The organism is Paenibacillus phytohabitans (genome assembly GCF_013141775.1).
Taxonomy (GTDB): domain Bacteria; phylum Bacillota; class Bacilli; order Paenibacillales; family Paenibacillaceae; genus Paenibacillus_AQ; species Paenibacillus_AQ phytohabitans.
In genome coordinates, this window is the sequence record NZ_WHOB01000018.1 from 90,294 (window position 1) to 107,581 (window position 17,288).

A 17,288-nucleotide genomic window follows, 5' to 3' on the forward strand; every position below is an offset into this window, starting at 1 on the left:
TTCTGAACATGTCTATAGTATATAAAATGAAATCATTCTTTCATTTCATAGTAAAACACCTTACCCATTGTAACACGCCGGGAGATTACATCAACATCTGCGGGTCCACATCAATGCTGATCTGCAGTCCTTTGTCACGGACAGAGTCCTCCAGCTCCTCGGCCACCTGACGGGCCAGTCCGATCGCATCAATCGCACCGCGCCATTTGATAATACACTGGAATCTGTAACGGCCTTTGAGCCGAGGCAAGGGTGACGCTACCGGACCCAGCAGATCCAGTGCATCCGAGGAGAGCTTGTCCAGACTGCCATACCAGCGCAGCTGCCTTGCTTTGCCCTGGATATTCAGGGCATAATTCTCCGCCAGCTTCAGCAGCAGCGGAAGCTGCTCATGCGACAGCGTAACCAGAATCAGCCGGCAATACGGCGGATAATGCAGCTCCTTGCGGTGCTTCAGTTCATCCCGTACGAACGATCTGTAATCATGTCCGCTGGCATGGATGATCGAATAATGCTCCGGTGTATAAGACTGCACAACCACTTCGCCGGGCAGCTGATGTCTGCCCGCTCTTCCGGCTACCTGTGTGAGCAGCTGGAACGTCTTCTCCGCCGCCCGGAAATCCGGCAGGTTCAGCGCCGAGTCCGCAGTGATGACACCGACCAGTGTAACATCGGGGAAATCCAGTCCCTTAGCCACCATCTGCGTTCCCAGCAGTACATCGGCCTTCTTATCCCTGAACTGGTTCAGCAGCTTCTCATGTGAACCCTTCTCCGTGGTTGTATCAACATCCATACGGATGACGCGGATACCGGGAAATAGCTTGCCCAGCTCCTCTTCGACTCGCTGGGTCCCTGTCCCGAAGAAGCGGATATGCTCGCTGCCGCATTCGGGGCACAGCTTAGGTGCAGGCTCGGCATGGCCGCAGTAATGGCAGCGCAGATTGTCGCTGCGGCTATGGTATGTCAGCGAGATATCGCATTCGGGACAACCGGCAACATATCCGCAGCTCCGGCACATGACGAAGGTAGAGAACCCTCTGCGGTTCAAGAGGAGTACCGTCTGCTCTCCGCGTTCCAGCCTGCTCACCAGCGCAGCATGCAGCCTGCGGCTGAACATCGAGCGGTTGCCTTCCTTCAGCTCGTCGCGCATATCGACCACTGCCACCTTGGGCAGCTCGTTGCCGAGTGCGCGGCTAGGCATCTCCAGCAGAATCGGCGAGAAATGAATATCGCTCTGTGATCTGGCTGCGTGATAGCTCTCCAGCGAAGGCGTAGCCGAGCCAAGAATCACTACTGCCCCGCCCTGTTCAGCCCGGCGGACCGCGACATCACGGGCATGGTATTTCGGATTTTCTTCCTGCTTATAGGAGCCCTCATGCTCTTCATCCATAATAATGAGGCCCAGATTGGCGAATGGAGCAAACACTGCCGAGCGTGCGCCGACAGCAACCATCGCTTTGCCCTCACGGATCTTGCGCCATTCGTCGTAGCGTTCGCCGACAGACAGCCGGCTGTGCATTACTGCCACCCCGCTGCCGAACCGGCCTTTGAACCGTTCAACCATCTGTGGAGTCAGGGCAATTTCCGGCACCAGCACTACGGCCTGACGCCCTTGCTCCACACAGCGCTGAATGCACTGCAGATAAATCTCCGTCTTCCCGCTGCCCGTTACCCCGTGCAATAAGAAGACTTCATGCGTTTGCTGCTCTACAGTTCCCACAATCCGCTTATACACAACCTCTTGCTCCGCTGTCAGCGGCAAGGGTGTACTCGGCTTGAAATCGCGTCCCTGATAGGGGTCGCGGTATACTTCAATTTCACTAATCTCAATATACCCTTTGTCCTCCAGCGCCTTCACCGTGCCGGCCGTAACCTGAAGAACCGACAGCACATCCTTGAGCGGCATGGGAAGTGTTGCCTCCATATCGATCAGGAAGGACAGCACTTCCTTCTGGCGCGCCGAACGCGCCGGGAAGCCGGACAGGGATTCGCGTGCTGCGGAGAGGCCTATGGCCAAATCAACGGCCTTCAGCTTCTTCTTGCCCATCTTGTCCTTGATCGACTGGCTCTCCGCCAGCACACCGCGCCGCACCATGAACTTTACAGTCTCAGCAGCCTCCGGGAAGGTGCGGGTCAGCAGCTTCATCGATACTTCCCCGTGGCGTCTGACGAAGTCAGTAATCTCCTGCTCTTCGTTGTCAGCCTCCAGGAAAAGCGGAAACAGCTCATCTCCGGGAGTATGGGCTGCTGCCTCTGCATCACCTAGCGAGATCAGCCGCTCGGCTTTGCCCTTCAGGGCAGTCGGAAGCATAGCCTGCAGTGCGGAGATCCGTCTGCAGGCATATCTTTGGCTCATCCAGTCGCCCAGCTCTACCAGCTCCGGCGACAGCGGAGGCAGCAGATCGAGCACTTCCACAATCGGCTTCATTCTCGATACACTGCCGGTCTCTCCCGACTCCAGGGATACAACAAAGCCCTGAACGGTCCGGGGTCCAAACGGAACCGCCACTCTGCTGCCTACTTCAATCCAAAGCTTCAATGAATCGGGAATCAAATAATCAAACGGCCGGTCGGTGCTGCGCACAGGAACATCGACAATGACCTTGGCAATATCCATTATAACAAGGCTCCGGCAACACGCTCAGCGGCGAGCTGCAGCACCCGGCGCGCTACCTCATCCTTGGAAGCTAAAGGAAGATCCAGTACCAGGCCGTCTGCATCATAGACTGACACAATGTTGGTATCTGTGCCGAATCCGGCACCTTCCACTGCAACATCGTTGGCTACGATTAGATCAAGATTCTTGCGCACCAGCTTGTCTTTGGCGTAGTATTCCGCATTTTCGGTTTCGGCGGCAAACCCGATCAGGAACTGCTTATCCTTCATTTTGCCGAGACTCTCCAGAATATCGGTAGTCTTCACCAGTTCAAGGGTCATGGTGTCACCGCTCTTTTTGATCTTGGACTCCGCGCTGTGTCTCGGACGGTAATCTGCGACAGCTGCCGCTTTAATGAGAATGTCGCAATCGGCCCAGCGCTCCGTGACCGCTTCATACATATCCTGCGCCGATTCCACGCGGACCAGCCGGATATCGGCATCGCGCGGCGGCGCTTCATCCGTACGCGCGGCGATCAAGGTAACCTCTGCCCCCATGGCGCGTGCTGCCCGTGCCAGCGCGAAGCCCATTTTTCCGGAGGAATCATTGGAAATGTAACGGACAGGATCGATACGTTCAACCGTACCGCCAGCGGTAACAACTACCTTTTTACCAGCGAGCGGCCCGGATTTCTTGTCGTTCTGCAGCGCAAAGAAGTTCTCCACAACCTTCACGATCGCTTCCGGCTCTTCCAGCCGCCCTTTGCCCACGTAACCGCAGGCCAGCAGTCCTTCGCCCGGTTCAATAAAGTGTACCCCCCGGTTGTAGAGTGTATCGATATTGCTCAATACCGCCGGATGCTGATACATATGAACATTCATTGCAGGAGCCACCATTACAGGAGCTGTAGCGGCAAGCAGTGTAGTAGACAGCATATCATCTGCCAGCCCGTGCGCCATTTTGGCAATAATATTCGCGGTAGCCGGTGCGATCAGGACCAGATCGGCCGAATCCGCCAGATCAATATGTGAGATGGAGGACGGGTCGCGTTCCTGAAAAGTATCGCTGTATACCCGTTGCTTCGACAATGACTGCAGTGTCAGCTCCGTAATGAACTGTTTGGCCGACGCTGTCATGATGACATGAACCTCGGCGCCTTGCTGGGTAAGCTTGCTGGTCAGGGCCGCCGCCTTATAAGCAGCAATGCCTCCTGTGATTCCGAGTATAATCGACTTTCCTTGTAAACTCTTCAAACTGATCTCCCCCCTGTTCCTCAATCTGTGCCCATTGTATATGCCGCTATGAAAAGAAGAAATGAAAATCTTCATATTTACGTCAAAAGGAAGATGTATAGATTTCATTTATTTTTTTGAATAAAGGAACTATCGCCACTGCGGTGATATTTGGACTTCCGGCCGCTGCCCATCCCCAGATTTCTTGATTTATACCGCATATCGCGGTGGAAATCCGGTGACTGATTATGCTTCCGAGGCTAGCTTTCCTGCGGAAAGCTTTCAGGCGGTCGCTGTCGCTCCTACAGTTCCAAAATCCCCTCCGCTGCTCCGTTCACTTCACTCAAAATTTCAAGTTTAATCTATCCCGCTTCATTATTTCCTTATAAATAGAGAAAAAAATAACAACCTTCCGGTTGTCAGGAACAGCCCGGTGCGGGCTATTATCTATTTCATTGTGCAGCTTAACTGGCTTAACTCAAGAAGAAACGGCTGCGCCATCCCTAAGCGGGATGGTTTCCGTTTCTGCTGTGAGCCTTGAGCCGGAACCTTGAGACTATTCTTCGTCGCCGCGTGTTACGATAATGCGGTCTTCATAGATCTCTTCAAGCGCAACACCAACAAACTTGTGCGATCTCGGGTTCTTGATATCAGTCTTTCCGCCTTCACGGAGCGCTCTAGCCCGGCGGGCTGAAGCGACAACCAGGGAATACTTGCTGTCGACCTTGGTCACCAGTTCGTCAATGGATGGATATAGCATGTAGAACACCTCTTCATCTTTTACTATAAATATGAACCAATCCTGTAGAACCTATCATCTCACCTTACAATGTTCGGCGATAATAATGCTTTCTATTCGCTTGCAGGCCAGATCGATCTCGTCATTCACTACTGCGTAATCATAATGCCGGATCAGGCCGATTTCATCCTCTGCAACAGACATGCGGTGATTAATCACATCAGGATGCTCCGTACCGCGTCCGCGGATACGGTCCTTCAACTCGTCCATCGACGGAGGAAGAAGGAAGACAAAGATGCCTTCTGGGAATTTGTCTTTGACTTTGAGAGCTCCCTGAACCTCGATTTCCAGAATAATATCTCTTCCGCTCTCGAGTGTTCTCTCCACAAAGTCACGCGGAGTACCGTAATAATTGCCTACGTACTCCGCATATTCGAGCAGCTGGTCACCTTCAATCATGTCAGCGAACTGCTCTCTGGATTTGAAAAAATAATTGACGCCGTTCTCTTCACCTGCACGCGGTGAACGCGTGGTGGCGGAAACGGAATAGACGAGTTCAGGCATCTTCGGCCGCAGCGCAGTGCATACCGTACCTTTGCCGACGCCGGATGGGCCGGATAGTATGATCAGCAATCCTTTTGACATAGTACACTCCATTTGTTGTTATTCGTCGTTATCGTCATCTTTGCTGGATAGGCGGTGAGCAACGGTCTCCGGCTGAACGGCCGAGAGAATGACGTGGTCGCTGTCTGTAATAATGACGGCCCGCGTCCGTCTTCCGTAGGTGGCGTCGATCAGCATATGCCGGTCTCTGGCCTCCTGAATAATTCGTTTGATCGGTGCAGATTCCGGGCTGACAATGGAAATAATGCGGTTGGCCGACACGATATTCCCAAAGCCGATGTTGATTAATTTGATTGCCATGTTCCGGTTGTTCCCCCCATAAGTTACATCTTTGCTTGTTTCAGGTCCCTGTTATTCTAAATTCGCCGCTTGCTCGCGTATCTTCTCAAGCTCCGCCTTCATGTCAAGCGTGAGATTCACGATGTCCAGATGATTGCACTTGGACCCGATGGTGTTGGTCTCCCTGTTCATCTCCTGAATGAGAAAATCAAGTTTGCGTCCTGCAGGTTCACTGCCAAGCAGCAAAGCCCTGCATTGCCCGAAATGACTGTACAGCCGGGTAAGCTCCTCATCTATACTGCAGCGGTCGGCGAAAATAGCAATGTCCATGCCGAATTTATGCTCATCCCACGGGAAGTTCCCGTCATTCAGTCCGCTGAGCCGCTGCCGCAGCTTCTCGCGGTATTCATGCACAACCAGAGGCGCAAGCCCGGTTATCCCGGCATGCAGCTCCTCCAGCCGGTCAACCCGGCGTGACAGATCAGCAGCCAGATAACCGCCCTCGCGGGCACGCATCTCCAGCAGGGCCTCCAGACTAAGGCGGAGCCCCTTCTCGAGGAGCTCTGCAACTTCTTCAGAGGGAGACGCAGCAGCAGTCGGAATCTCTTCCTTGAATTCCATAACACCGGGCATAGAAAGTATATCACGGAGAGTCAACTCTCCCTGGAATCCATACTCCCGTCTTAAGGCCTCTGCTGCGTCCAGATAGCACTTCACCAGCGTACGGTTCAGCGCATGCGCGTCAGCCGCACCCTCGGTGAGTTCCCTATTAATGATGACATCTACCCGTCCCCGTTTGATATGGGCTTGAACGAGCCGCCGCACCATATCCTCATAACCCGTCCAATCCCGGGGCATCCGCAGCACAACTTCGCAGTAACGGTTATTCACCGATTTGACTTCGAAACTAATCTTGTGTCCACCGAATTGCAGGGATGACTGACCGTATCCGGTCATACTAAATGACAACGGAATCACATCCATTACACTATTGTAATTGATTCTTACTAGCGAAACAAGGGGGACAATCTGCGTCCCTGCTTCGCCCAGACATACTCCAGCAGCTGTACACTCATATCATAGAACATAAAGGGTGTAATCAGATAGATGCCGTTAAAATGCGCAGTCGCCGCATCCAGCAGCTCCTTGGCGATGAGAACGCCTTCCGCGCGCCCCGCTTCGCCTTCCAGTCCCTGCATGCGGCTGCGGACCTCGGGGGAGAGCTGAATTCCCGGAACCTCATTATGGAGATATTCAGCGTTCCGGCCGCTGGCCAGCGGCATGATTCCGATAAAGATCGGAATATCCAGATGCTCTGTGGCTTTGGCAATCCGGGCAATTAATTCAGGATCATAGACAGGCTGGGTCATAATGTAATCCGCACCGGATGCGATCTTCTTCTCCAGCCGCTCCACCGCCTTGTCCAAGTGCTTGACGTTGGGATTAAACGCAGCACCGATCACGAACTTCGCCTTCTGTTTGAGCGGCTTGCCCGAGAAGGCCACACCGTCATTCAGCTGTCTGATCATACGTATAATTTCAAAAGAGGTCAGATCATAAATAGAGCTGGACCCGGGCAGATCACCGAAACGTGCCGGATCACCGGTTACAGCCAGTACATGGTCAATGCCAAGAGCGTCAAAGCCCATTAAATGCGACTGGGTACCGATCAGATTGCGGTCCCGGCAGGCAATATGCACCAGCGGCCGCAGCCCTGTACGGGCCTGAACCAGATGCCCCAGTGCCATATTGCTCATCCGGGTAACCGCAAGCGAGTTGTCTGCCAGCGTCAGCGCATCTGCGCCGGCTCTGCGCAGCGCTTCCGCTCCTCGCATGAACTTCGCGATGTCAAGATCACGCGGCGGATCAAGCTCTACGATCACTGTATGCCGTTCCTTCACCAGATCCACAAGCGTCGGTTCTGCTCCGCCCTGTCCTTCATCCTCGCTCAAATGCTCATGCACAGAAATCCGTTCTGCCATTCTATGTTCATCAGGCTCCGGAAGCGGCGTAACCGCATACTCCTTGAGTGCAGCGGAAATTTCCGCAATATGCCGGGGAGTGGTGCCGCAGCATCCTCCAATGATCCGGCTGCCCATATCCGCGAAGACCGGAGCCATCTGGCCGAAATATTCCGGTGATGCCCCATAGCGGTACTGGCCGTCCACATAATCTGCTACCCCCGCATTGGGATAGATCGATACAGGAAGCACAAGCCGCCCCTGAAGAGTGCCCAGCGCACGCTTGATGCCGTTCGGCCCGGTGTTGCAGTTGAAGCCGATGACATCCGCACCGTCCTGTTCCAGAATGCGGAACGCCTCAGGCAGAGTAAGCCCGTCCAGTGTTCGCGCCGAGTCATCTACAGCCAGCTGGCAGATTACAGGAAGCCCGCTGAGCTTGCGGACGGTTCTGAGTGCCAGGTGGAGCTCTTCCACATCATAAAAGGTCTCCAGCATGATACCGTCCGGCTGCTCTTCCAGCAGCGCAGCAATCTGCTGCGAGAAAAACCGCTTAAGCTCAGCCGAGGACAAATTAGCCCGTTTGCCGGCGCGTATAGATCCCACAGCCCCGACTACATAGCCGGTCTCTCCGGCTGCACGGCGGGCAATGCTCACCCCGGCGCGGTTGATCTCGGCAACCTTCGATTCCAGCCCGAATTTGGAGAGCTTATCATAGTTCGCCGAATACGTGTTACTCTCCAGCAGGACTGAACCGGCTTCCATGTAGCTCCGGTGGACATCCTCAATCACCTCCGGAGAGGTCAGATTCAATTCCTCATAGGAGATGCCTACAGGAAAACCCTTTTGATATAAAAAGGTTCCCATCGCCCCGTCTCCGACCAATACGTTATTCTCCCATGCAGAGCGCAAATCCGGCTTCACCGTAAGAACCTCCCCTTTTTTGTCATTAGTTTCATACTAATGTAACATAAAACGGGATGGATGATAAGCTTTGATCAGCGGAAACAGACGCCCTTTGCATGGCATACCGGCAAATGATTCATACTACTCCTATTCTTTTACAGAGGAGCCTGTCCAATGAAAAAAAACACCCGTAAGCTGCTGCTGCGCAAATATGCCGTCATCCTGCTGCTGTCCGCCCTCTCGCTGCTGTATTTGTATCTGGGGGATTGGCTTTTCGGGTACGGGCTGGATAATATCGGCTACATTTTCGATTACCTGCTCTATACTGCTTCCGAGAAGCTGACTGCAACAGTGCTGATCCTCTGCATGATCGTGCCGGATGCCGTCTACTGGATACGCGGAACTCAGCCCGGACGCGGTGCAGAGAAATGAGCCCGGACTGCCGCCATCACCACCAGCACCGCCGGAACAACCAGCATGAAAAAAGGATACACCAAATATAAAAGACCTCCGCCCTCATCCAGATGCTCTGTAAAGCTGCGGGCATCCAGCATGGAGGTGAACAGAATAATCAGCGCACAAGGATACAGCATCCGGCGGAAAGGCATATGGAACAGCTCCGAAATACCGACCAGTGCAGCGGCAAAGAATACAGCCATTTTGAAAAACACCCCGATAATCAGCACCATCACTACAAATATATCCACACGCTGGATGAAATCCGAGATCGAAATCTTGCTGATCGTCGGCATCAGCGGCAGCGGCGAGCGCTCCACAATATCCTCACCCAGGACTGAAATATTCAAGGCCATAGTGAAGCTGAGCAGAATGGCGGAGAAAAGGATACCGGCGGCGATGACCCATGGTCCTTTTTTGACACTGGACAAATAGGGCATCAGCATGGTGAAGCAAACCATCTCCCCGAACGGAAACATGTAATTCTGATGCGCCACCGAGACCAGCACAGGCTGGAGGCCATTCTCGAGCACGGGCAGCAGTCTGTGCAAATTGATAGACCCCGAGAGCACCAGCATAATTGTGCCGAACAAGCCGATCAGCATCACGACAAGCGCAAAAACCACCGAAGTCCTGCTCAGCACCTCCACGCCTTTATGCAGCACATACGCCCCCGAGAGCAGCATCAGCGTACTGAGAATAAACAGCGGAGTGTTGTGCATGGTTGCCATAGCGAGCATAGTGCTGCCATCGCGCAAATCCCGGGCGGCAAGATTAATGTAGAGAATGATGTACAGTATGGCCACCGGAGTTCCGATATATTTGCCGAGCAATTGCCGCGTATAGGCGGTAAAAGGCATGTCGGGGTGCTTGCGGTACAGATAGGCATAACCCGTGAACACGATCAGACCGGCCACACAGCCGACCAGAATCGAGAGCCAGGCATCCCTGCCGGACTCCATACCCAGATTGACAACCAGTGCCGTTCCCAGCTCAAACAAAACGGTCAAGCAGAAGAACTGGCCCAGTCCGATTTTGATCGTCCCCATATGTAGACCTCCCCGGTTCTATTTGTTGATCTGAAAAGAGTTGCTGCGCATATCCGTATGCCGGATGACGGCATCTGCGTCAAATTGGACTTCGCAGGCTGCAAAAATATCCTCCCAATGATCCTTGACCTGCTTCCAGCCGCGCGGATGGGTTCGCTGCAGCACCTGGCCGAAGCCGAGATAATCGCTTTTGAACTCCCGGGCTGAAGCAATTGCTGCCTTAATCTGCTTGATCGTTTCCCCGGTCAGCTGTTCAGACAATCCCTCCAGTACCTCCGGTGAAGTAAGGTCCAGGGAATTGGCAGATTCCTTAATCGCAGCCTGTTGTCTGATTTTCACGATAATGACCGGATGCTCCGGATCTGTAACAGCCGCCTTCAAGGTTACCTGGGACTGATAGACATTGAAAGACAGATAGCCGCCTTCTTTGTCCTTGATTACAACGGGAAACTCTTTGATTTTGTTATGCAAAAGAACGGTGCCCAGCGCGGCGTCGCCGTCCAGCCAGCCTTTCATCTTATCGTCCTTAAACGCTGCCAGTCCTGAAATTCTCAGAATGTTCTTGGGTGAAATGCTTTTCAGGTTATCGTTAGTGTCTGCGCCCTCCCTGCTTCCGCTCGTAAACACCCCATTGATAATAGGTCCGCCTCCTGTGAGCTGAACCCCGCGGATCACATCATCCACCTCCATCCGGAAGTTGTAGCCGAACTGCTTCGAAGTCGTCTCCAGCTTCTCAACCAGATCATTCACAGGGATTTTGCTGAACACGGTCATCGTTGACATCAATTCATGCGCCGGCTGACCTTTGGCAATAAAGATCAGACTGGTGAGCCTGGTATCACTCTCCCGCTCCAGCACATCCAGGATATCCTTGATCCCTTCACGGGCAAGCTCCTCGGAAACCACCAGCACCCGTACATGTCCAAGTGATAAGAAACGCGCTGTTTGCCGGGAAGCATCGGCCAGTGCCTCGAACATCGTCCGGCCGGTACCTGTGTACATGGCAACCGGGGAAATCCCCCGGGCATTCTCCCCGGATATTTCCTCAGCAACGATGACCTGAAAAGACAGCCGGTATTTCTCGGCCTCGGTCGGCCCCCGGTCGATGGCTACCCCTGAGACAATGGCCCGGCGGTTAAGCTCCACATTGTCCCAGCAGCCGGTAAGCAGGAGCAGCGGCAGAAGAGCCAGCAGCAGTGCAGGGAAGACGGATATCTTATTCATCAGTTTCATGTTGTTCACCTTCGGCCTGCTGCCTGGCAGCGGTATTATTCTTGAGAATGAGCGGAGACAGCTGCTCGTCATAGCCCGTCGTTAGCTGCATGTATTCAGGCAGCTCTGCGCGCATCTGCTGCGGTGATTTGCGGGGGCCCATCAGCCAGAGCGGCAGCCTGAGAATCGTATCCTTCTGCCCTTTGACCGAAAGAGGCACGAACGGGGACAGATAGGGAATGCCGAAGGTACGCAGGCTGTTCATATGTGCCACTAGTACAATCAGTCCCAGCGTAATCCCGTAGAAGCCGAACATGCTTGCCATGATCAGAAAAGCAAACCGGATAAGTCTACCGGCAATCGCCATGTTATAAGCCGGAATGGCAAAGCTGGCAATCCCGGTCAACGCTACCACGATAACCATGATCGGTGTAATGATCCCCGCTTCCACCACAGCGGTTCCCAGGATAAGCGCACCGACAACGGATACCGTTTGCCCGATGACACGGGGCATCCGCACACCGGCTTCCCGGAGAATCTCAAAAGCCGTTTCCATCAACAGCACCTCCACAAAAGCCGGGAAAGGCACATTCTCCCGCTGGGAGAGCAGATTGATCAGCAGTGTTGTCGGTATCATCTCATAATGATAGGTAGTCAGTGCAAGATAAACGGAAGGGCCGAGAATCAGGACCAGAAAGCTGACATAACGGATGACCCGCATCATAATGGCGATATCAAAACGCTGGGAATAATCCTCTGCAGACTGAAAAAATTGCGTGAACACCGCCGGAAGGATCAGGACAAACGGGGTGCCGTCGACAATAATGACCACTCTGCCTTCCAGCAGATTGCCTGCCGCCACATCCGGCCGTTCCGAATTGTATATGGTAGGAAACGGTGTGAACGTCTTATCCTGAATTAATTCTTCAATGAAACCCGACTCCAGCACTTCATCTAGGGTTATCTTACGCAGACGTTCCCTGACTTCCCGGATCAGATCTTCCCCGGCTATCCCCTTCATATACATCAGAGCCACATGAGTCTGTGTTTCTGTACCTATCTTCATGTATTCCAGACGCAGCTTGGGCGATTTGATCCGGCGGCGGATCAGTGAGATGTTCGTGGCCACCGACTCTACAAAACCATCCTTCGGCCCCCGGACCACAAGCTGCGAGGAAGGCTCGCTGACCGATCGCTGCTCTCCGCCCCGGGTCTCGCAGATAATAGCTGTCCGGTATCCCTCCAGCAATATAACGGTGTCGCCTGAGAGAACGGCCAACATGATATCCTTCCATTCCTCCTGCAATACCGCGTCGCCGATTTCCAGGGCGCGGTTTAGAATCAGCTGCGGGAGGGGGGAGCGTCCGGTGCCGGGCTCTGCGGTGAACATGGGGGCAGACTTAGCAGCGGAGTTAGCGGCAGACTCAGCTGTGGCGTTAATTGAAGCTTCTGCCGGAGCGGCGGTGCCGGAAGCTGCTCCATCCCCATGGCTGGTCTCCTGTGCGGCTTGATCGCTGGCTCTGGCTGTTACCATGTCGTCCGTATCGTCCGGGAACAGGTCCTCCGTATTGCCCAGCAGCGAGCCAATTACAAATTCGTTAACGGCCACCGTATCAGCCAATCCGCTGAGATGAATTGCCGCCGCTTCAATCCGGCGTTCTCCCCCGATCTGGATTCTGCGGACTTTGAGATCCGGACTGCCGCCAAGCTCAGACTGCATACTATCCAGATTCCGGGCAAAGTTATCGGACAGATAAGGAGCTCCGCCTTCAGCTGGCTGGTTCGCCGGAGCTGCAGCTGTTGCCTGTTTATGTTTATTGGACCATGACTTCATATCCGCCTCATCCCTCCCATGCTCATGCAGAGTTCTATTATTCGCGGATATCCTTGCCATTATTCGGCTGGCTTCCCTCCGGGTGGAGGTCGGGGGTATCCATGGGTAGAATGGAGATTTTTAAGTTCACGCCACTTAAGTTCACGTCACTTGAATTCACGCCAAACCGGTAAAATACTGTACGTATTACAGCTTTGGCTCATAGATAACCGGGCATTCTAGAGGATTGTTGTATGAAATACAGGAATTATCTCGCTAAGTGGCTTAGAGGAGGAGAAATTCTGTATTTCGAACAACAATTCCGGATTTGGAGCTGATTAAAGTAGGAAATGTTGTATTTTGGGCAGGATTTTTAAAAAGTGGAGGGCTATGGTGCAATTGGCGGAGTTCATCAGGGAACTCGTGCTCCAGCAGCAGCTAAAAAGTTCAAATTCCACCGGGTGAAGGCCCGGCGGATGCAGAAATCCCCCGCAAGCTCGCAGCTCGCGGGGGATTCCATATCTATTGCTATGGGGTTTAATCCGGCTTAAATATCCACCGAGCCCGTATACACAACCTGAGCAGGACCCGTCATATACACATGGTTATCTTCCTCATTCCACTCGATGAACAGGTCGCCGCCCTTCAGACTGATCCAGGCCGAACGGTCTGTTACCCCGTTCAGTACGGAGGAGACCAGAGTGGCACAGGCTCCGGTTCCGCAGGCCAGTGTAGGTCCGGCACCGCGCTCCCAGACGCGCATATCCACATGTCCGCGGTCCACAACGGTAGCGAACTCCACATTTACTTTGCGCGGGAAGAGCGGATGAACTTCCAGCTTCGGTCCCCACGTGCCGAGGTCGAAGGATACAGCATCGTCTACATAAATAACCGCGTGTGGATTGCCCATGGACACGGCGGTGAATTTGAATTCCGTTCCGTCCGCCTCAATCGGCTGATCCAGCACAGGCTCCGCGTCGATCGCTACAGGAATCTGAAGCCCGGACAGAACCGGCTCGCCCATATCCACGGTAACAGTCTCCACCACACCATCTTTTACCTTCAGGGACACTTTCTGTTCACCGGCACCAATCGTTTCGATCACAATCTGCTCCGATTCCACCAGTCCGTGCTCATACACATATTTGGAGACACAGCGGATGGCATTGCCGCATTGCTCGGCTTCCGAGCCGTCAGAGTTCATGATACGCATCATATAATCACCGCGCTCTGAAGGCAGAATGTACACCAGCCCGTCAGCGCCTATGCCGAAGAACCGGTTGCACAGCGTAACTGCCAGCTCCGAAGCATTGCCCGGCAGCTCCTCCTCGCCGAATACAACTATAAAGTCATTGCCTAGTCCGTGCATCTTAGTAAATTCCATTGTATCGTCCACTCCTAAAAGTTTTGTTTGAAATATGCCAGCCGGTTCATCGTAAACCAAGCTTCCCAGTGTAACCAGCATACCTTAAAGGAGTGGAGTGATGCTATTGATTTTATGCCGAAAACTTTGTACTTTTTATCATCTGCCGTCCGCCGCTGCGGCTGCGGTTCTTCTTGCCGCCCCAGACGCTGCCCGCACCCATCAGGAAAGTCGGAACGCCGGCCATCACCAGCACCAGGCACCATTCGCGGAAGCTGAGCGGAACGGTTTTGAATACCGGCTGCAGGAACGGCAGGTACATAACGGCCAGCATCAGGATCACGGATGACAGAACGGCGAGCACCAGTGCTTTGTTCTGGAACGGATTCCGGTGGAATACCGACCGGGAGCTGCGGCAGTCGAAGACATGGATGAGCTGGGCCATAACCAGTGTGGCAAAAGCAACCGACTGCGCCCGCACCAGCTGCTGTGCATTATCCGGAGCAATACGCAGCGTCAGCCAGAATGCGGCCAGGGTGCAGAGGCCGATCAGCAGACCGCGGCTGACGATCTTCCAGCCCAGACGGCGGGCGAAGATATTTTCCTTGGCTCCGCGGGGCTTGTGCTCCATTAAATCCTTCTCCGGCTGGTCTACCCCCAGCGCCATCGCCGGCAGTCCATCCGTGACCAGGTTGACCCAGAGAATCTGGATCGGCACCAGCGGCAGCGGCAGCCCCAGCATCATGGCGAAGAACATCGTCAGAATCTCGCCGACATTCGAAGCCAGGAGATACCGGATAAACTTGCGGATGTTCTCATAGATATTCCGGCCTTCTTCAATGGCTGCAACTATCGTCGAGAAATTGTCATCCCCTAAGATAAGTGATGATGCTTCTTTGGTAACATCCGTGCCGGTGATACCCATGGAGATTCCGATATCGGCCGCCTTGATTGCCGGAGCATCGTTCACACCATCCCCGGTCATCGCCACCACATGGCCCTGGCGCTGCAGCGACTTGATAATCCGCAGCTTATGCTCGGGAGATACCCGGGCATATACATAGACGTTATCGGACACTTTGTCGAGTGCATCATCGTCCATCCGGGTAAGCTGGCTGCCGGTCAGGACAGTTCCCCCACGCTGCAGAATGCCGAGCTGATGGGCGATTGCTTCCGCAGTCGTTCCATGGTCTCCGGTAATCATCACGGTTTTGATTCCGGCCCGGCGGGTAACTTGAATAGCATCGCGCACTTCACGGCGCGGCGGGTCAATCATTCCGGCAAGCCCTACGAAGACAAGCTGGCATTCCGCTTCTTTCTCGCTGCCGGCCACTTCTCCGGTACGCATCTCGCGGTATGCCATCCCCAGTACGCGCAGCGCACCTCCGGCCATTTCCTCATTGGCCTCCAGCACCTTCTGGCGCAAGGTTGGCGTACAAGGAACTACTCCGCCTTCCCACAGCATATAGGAGCAGCAATTCAGCAGCACATCAGGCGCGCCCTTGGTGCAGATCATCCGTCCGCCGGGATGGCTGACGATCACAGACATCAGCTTGCGTTCAGAATCAAACGGAAACTCCGTTTCCCGGGTATAGGTAACAGCAAGCGTTTGTGCAGTTAACCCCATTTTGGCAGACAGGGTTACCAGCGCACCCTCTGTGGGATCCCCCTTAAGCTCCCACACAGACTGGGTGTCCGCAACCTTTTCGGCTTCCGCGCCTTTGCCCTTCTTCTTGCCGCGTGTATCAGCGATAGTCTCAAAAATCTCCGCATTGCTGCATAAAGCACCCACCTGCAGCATCCGCCGCAGACTCTGGTCATTCTTCAGATCTACAGGCTTGCCTTTGTGGAGTACATGTCCCGCAGGCGAATAACCCTCTCCGGTCACTTCCAGACTCCGTCCGCCGTTCCACACCCGCGTTACCGTCATTTTATTCTGAGTGAGCGTCCCCGTCTTATCCGAGCAGATGACCGAGGCACAGCCCAGGGTCTCTACGGACGGCAGCTTCCGGACGATGGCCTTGCGCTTGATCATCCGCTGGACACCCAGGGCAAGAGCAATGGTTACAATCGCCGGAAGACCTTCCGGAATGGCTGCTACGGCCAGACTGACACCTGCCAGGAACATCGCCGGTGCAGGCTGTCCATGCAGAATCCCTGCAAGAACAACGACAATCGTGAGGCCCAGGGAGACATAGATCAGAATCTTGCCAAGCTGCTCCAGACGGTGCTGCAGCGGCGTTTCCTGGGTTTCGGTATTCTGGATCAGGTCGGCAATCTTGCCCATCTCGGTATTCATGCCGGTGCGGATGACGACTGCCCGGCCTGTTCCCCGGGTCACCATCGTGCCCATGAAGCCGATATTCTTCTGGTCGCCAAGCGGAATCTCTTCGGCATGAATCGCCTCCGCATGCTTGGAGACCGGTAAGGATTCCCCCGTCAGTGCCGATTCTTCGGCGTAGAGGGCGCTGCACTGCAGCCAGCGGACATCCGCAGGGATACGGTCACCGCTCTCCAGCAGGACGATATCACCGGGGACCAGCATTTTGGCTGCAATCAATTCCTGCTTCCCTCCGCGCAATACCTTGGCAGACGGGGCAGACAGCTGTTTCAGTGCCCGGAGCGAACGCTCGGCGCGGAACTCCTGTACGAAACCGAGCACCCCGTTAAGCAGAATAATGGCAATAATCGTAATTGCATCGAGATATTCGCCGAGCAGGCCGGATACCAGTGTCGCACCCATCAGCACCAGCACCATGAAATCCTTGAACTGATTGAGCATGAGCGTAACAGGCGATACCTTTTTGCCCTCCGACAGCTCATTGTACCCGCTCTCTTTACGTCTCTCTGCAGCAGCCTCCGCGCTCAGACCCGCTCCCGGATGAACGCTGAACATCTCCTGCAGCTCCTCTGCACCGAGGCGGTGCCAACTTTTTTGTTCCATGACTTATCTTTCCCCTCCCGGTCGTTTCTTGACTTCCGGCGGCGCACAGCTTTTCCACCTGTTCATGTCCAAGTGTATTCATGGTCGTCCCAAATTATCACCGCATCCGTTTTCTCC

The 17,288-nt window shown here is 54.2% G+C and carries 13 protein-coding genes; 1 reads left to right on the forward strand and 12 read right to left on the reverse strand.

Annotated features, from left to right (window positions below; all coding sequences use genetic code 11):
• Positions 1-85 precede the first annotated feature (85 nt).
• The 7 genes from priA to GC101_RS05485 all read right to left on the reverse strand — a co-directional run bounded on the left by priA (position 86) and on the right by GC101_RS05485 (position 8,352).
• Positions 86-2,617, reverse strand: coding sequence for a primosomal protein N' (gene priA / locus GC101_RS05455; protein ID WP_042136592.1), 2,532 nt, complete (start codon positions 2,615-2,617; stop codon positions 86-88).
• The gene (coaBC, locus tag GC101_RS05460) at positions 2,617-3,849 is read right to left on the reverse strand and encodes a bifunctional phosphopantothenoylcysteine decarboxylase/phosphopantothenate--cysteine ligase CoaBC (protein ID WP_246354183.1); all 1,233 of its coding nucleotides are present in this window, start codon (positions 3,847-3,849) and stop codon (positions 2,617-2,619) included. Before coaBC ends, priA begins: the two co-directional genes overlap by 1 nt.
• Before the next feature lie 535 nt (positions 3,850-4,384).
• Positions 4,385-4,588 carry a DNA-directed RNA polymerase subunit omega gene (gene rpoZ, locus GC101_RS05465; protein WP_042136588.1) on the reverse strand — a complete coding sequence of 68 codons (204 nt, stop codon included), beginning with the start codon at positions 4,586-4,588 and terminating at the stop codon, positions 4,385-4,387.
• A 54-nt stretch (positions 4,589-4,642) separates the two neighbouring features.
• Positions 4,643-5,212, reverse strand: coding sequence for a guanylate kinase (gene gmk, locus GC101_RS05470; protein ID WP_039298007.1), 570 nt, complete (start codon positions 5,210-5,212; stop codon positions 4,643-4,645).
• Positions 5,213-5,230: 18 nt separating this feature from the next.
• A complete protein-coding gene (remA, locus tag GC101_RS05475) occupies positions 5,231-5,491 on the reverse strand; it encodes an extracellular matrix/biofilm regulator RemA (protein ID WP_006209218.1) in 261 nt (86 codons plus the stop codon).
• 51 nt (positions 5,492-5,542) lie between these two features.
• On the reverse strand, positions 5,543-6,439 hold the full coding sequence (locus GC101_RS05480; RefSeq protein ID WP_171716435.1) for a YicC/YloC family endoribonuclease: 897 nt from the start codon (positions 6,437-6,439) through the stop codon (positions 5,543-5,545).
• A 38-nt stretch (positions 6,440-6,477) separates the two neighbouring features.
• Complete coding sequence (locus GC101_RS05485) at positions 6,478-8,352, reverse strand: bifunctional homocysteine S-methyltransferase/methylenetetrahydrofolate reductase (RefSeq protein WP_171716436.1); 1,875 nt, start codon at positions 8,350-8,352, stop codon at positions 6,478-6,480.
• Positions 8,353-8,508: 156 nt separating this feature from the next.
• Here GC101_RS05485 and GC101_RS05490 point away from each other — a divergent pair, with 156 nt between their 5' ends.
• Entirely contained in the window at positions 8,509-8,766 is a 258-nt protein-coding gene (locus tag GC101_RS05490; RefSeq protein ID WP_042136582.1) for a hypothetical protein, read from the forward strand.
• Here the strand turns inward: GC101_RS05490 and GC101_RS05495 are convergent.
• From GC101_RS05495 to GC101_RS05515, 5 genes are all read right to left on the reverse strand, one after another.
• Complete coding sequence (locus GC101_RS05495) at positions 8,739-9,839, reverse strand: GerAB/ArcD/ProY family transporter (protein ID WP_171716437.1); 1,101 nt, start codon at positions 9,837-9,839, stop codon at positions 8,739-8,741. The genes GC101_RS05490 and GC101_RS05495 overlap by 28 nt on opposite strands.
• Before the next feature lie 18 nt (positions 9,840-9,857).
• The gene (locus GC101_RS05500) at positions 9,858-11,072 is read right to left on the reverse strand and encodes a Ger(x)C family spore germination protein (RefSeq protein WP_246354193.1); all 1,215 of its coding nucleotides are present in this window, start codon (positions 11,070-11,072) and stop codon (positions 9,858-9,860) included.
• Positions 11,056-12,885, reverse strand: a complete 1,830-nt coding sequence (locus tag GC101_RS05505; RefSeq protein ID WP_246354184.1) for a spore germination protein — start codon at positions 12,883-12,885, stop codon at positions 11,056-11,058. The genes GC101_RS05500 and GC101_RS05505 overlap by 17 nt, the downstream gene beginning before the upstream one ends.
• A 526-nt stretch (positions 12,886-13,411) precedes the next feature.
• On the reverse strand, positions 13,412-14,248 hold the full coding sequence (gene dapF, locus GC101_RS05510; protein WP_042136578.1) for a diaminopimelate epimerase: 837 nt from the start codon (positions 14,246-14,248) through the stop codon (positions 13,412-13,414).
• A gap of 112 nt (positions 14,249-14,360) precedes the next feature.
• A complete protein-coding gene (locus GC101_RS05515; RefSeq protein WP_076245435.1) occupies positions 14,361-17,171 on the reverse strand; it encodes a calcium-translocating P-type ATPase, SERCA-type in 2,811 nt (936 codons plus the stop codon).
• Between the last annotated feature and the right edge of the window lie 117 nt (positions 17,172-17,288).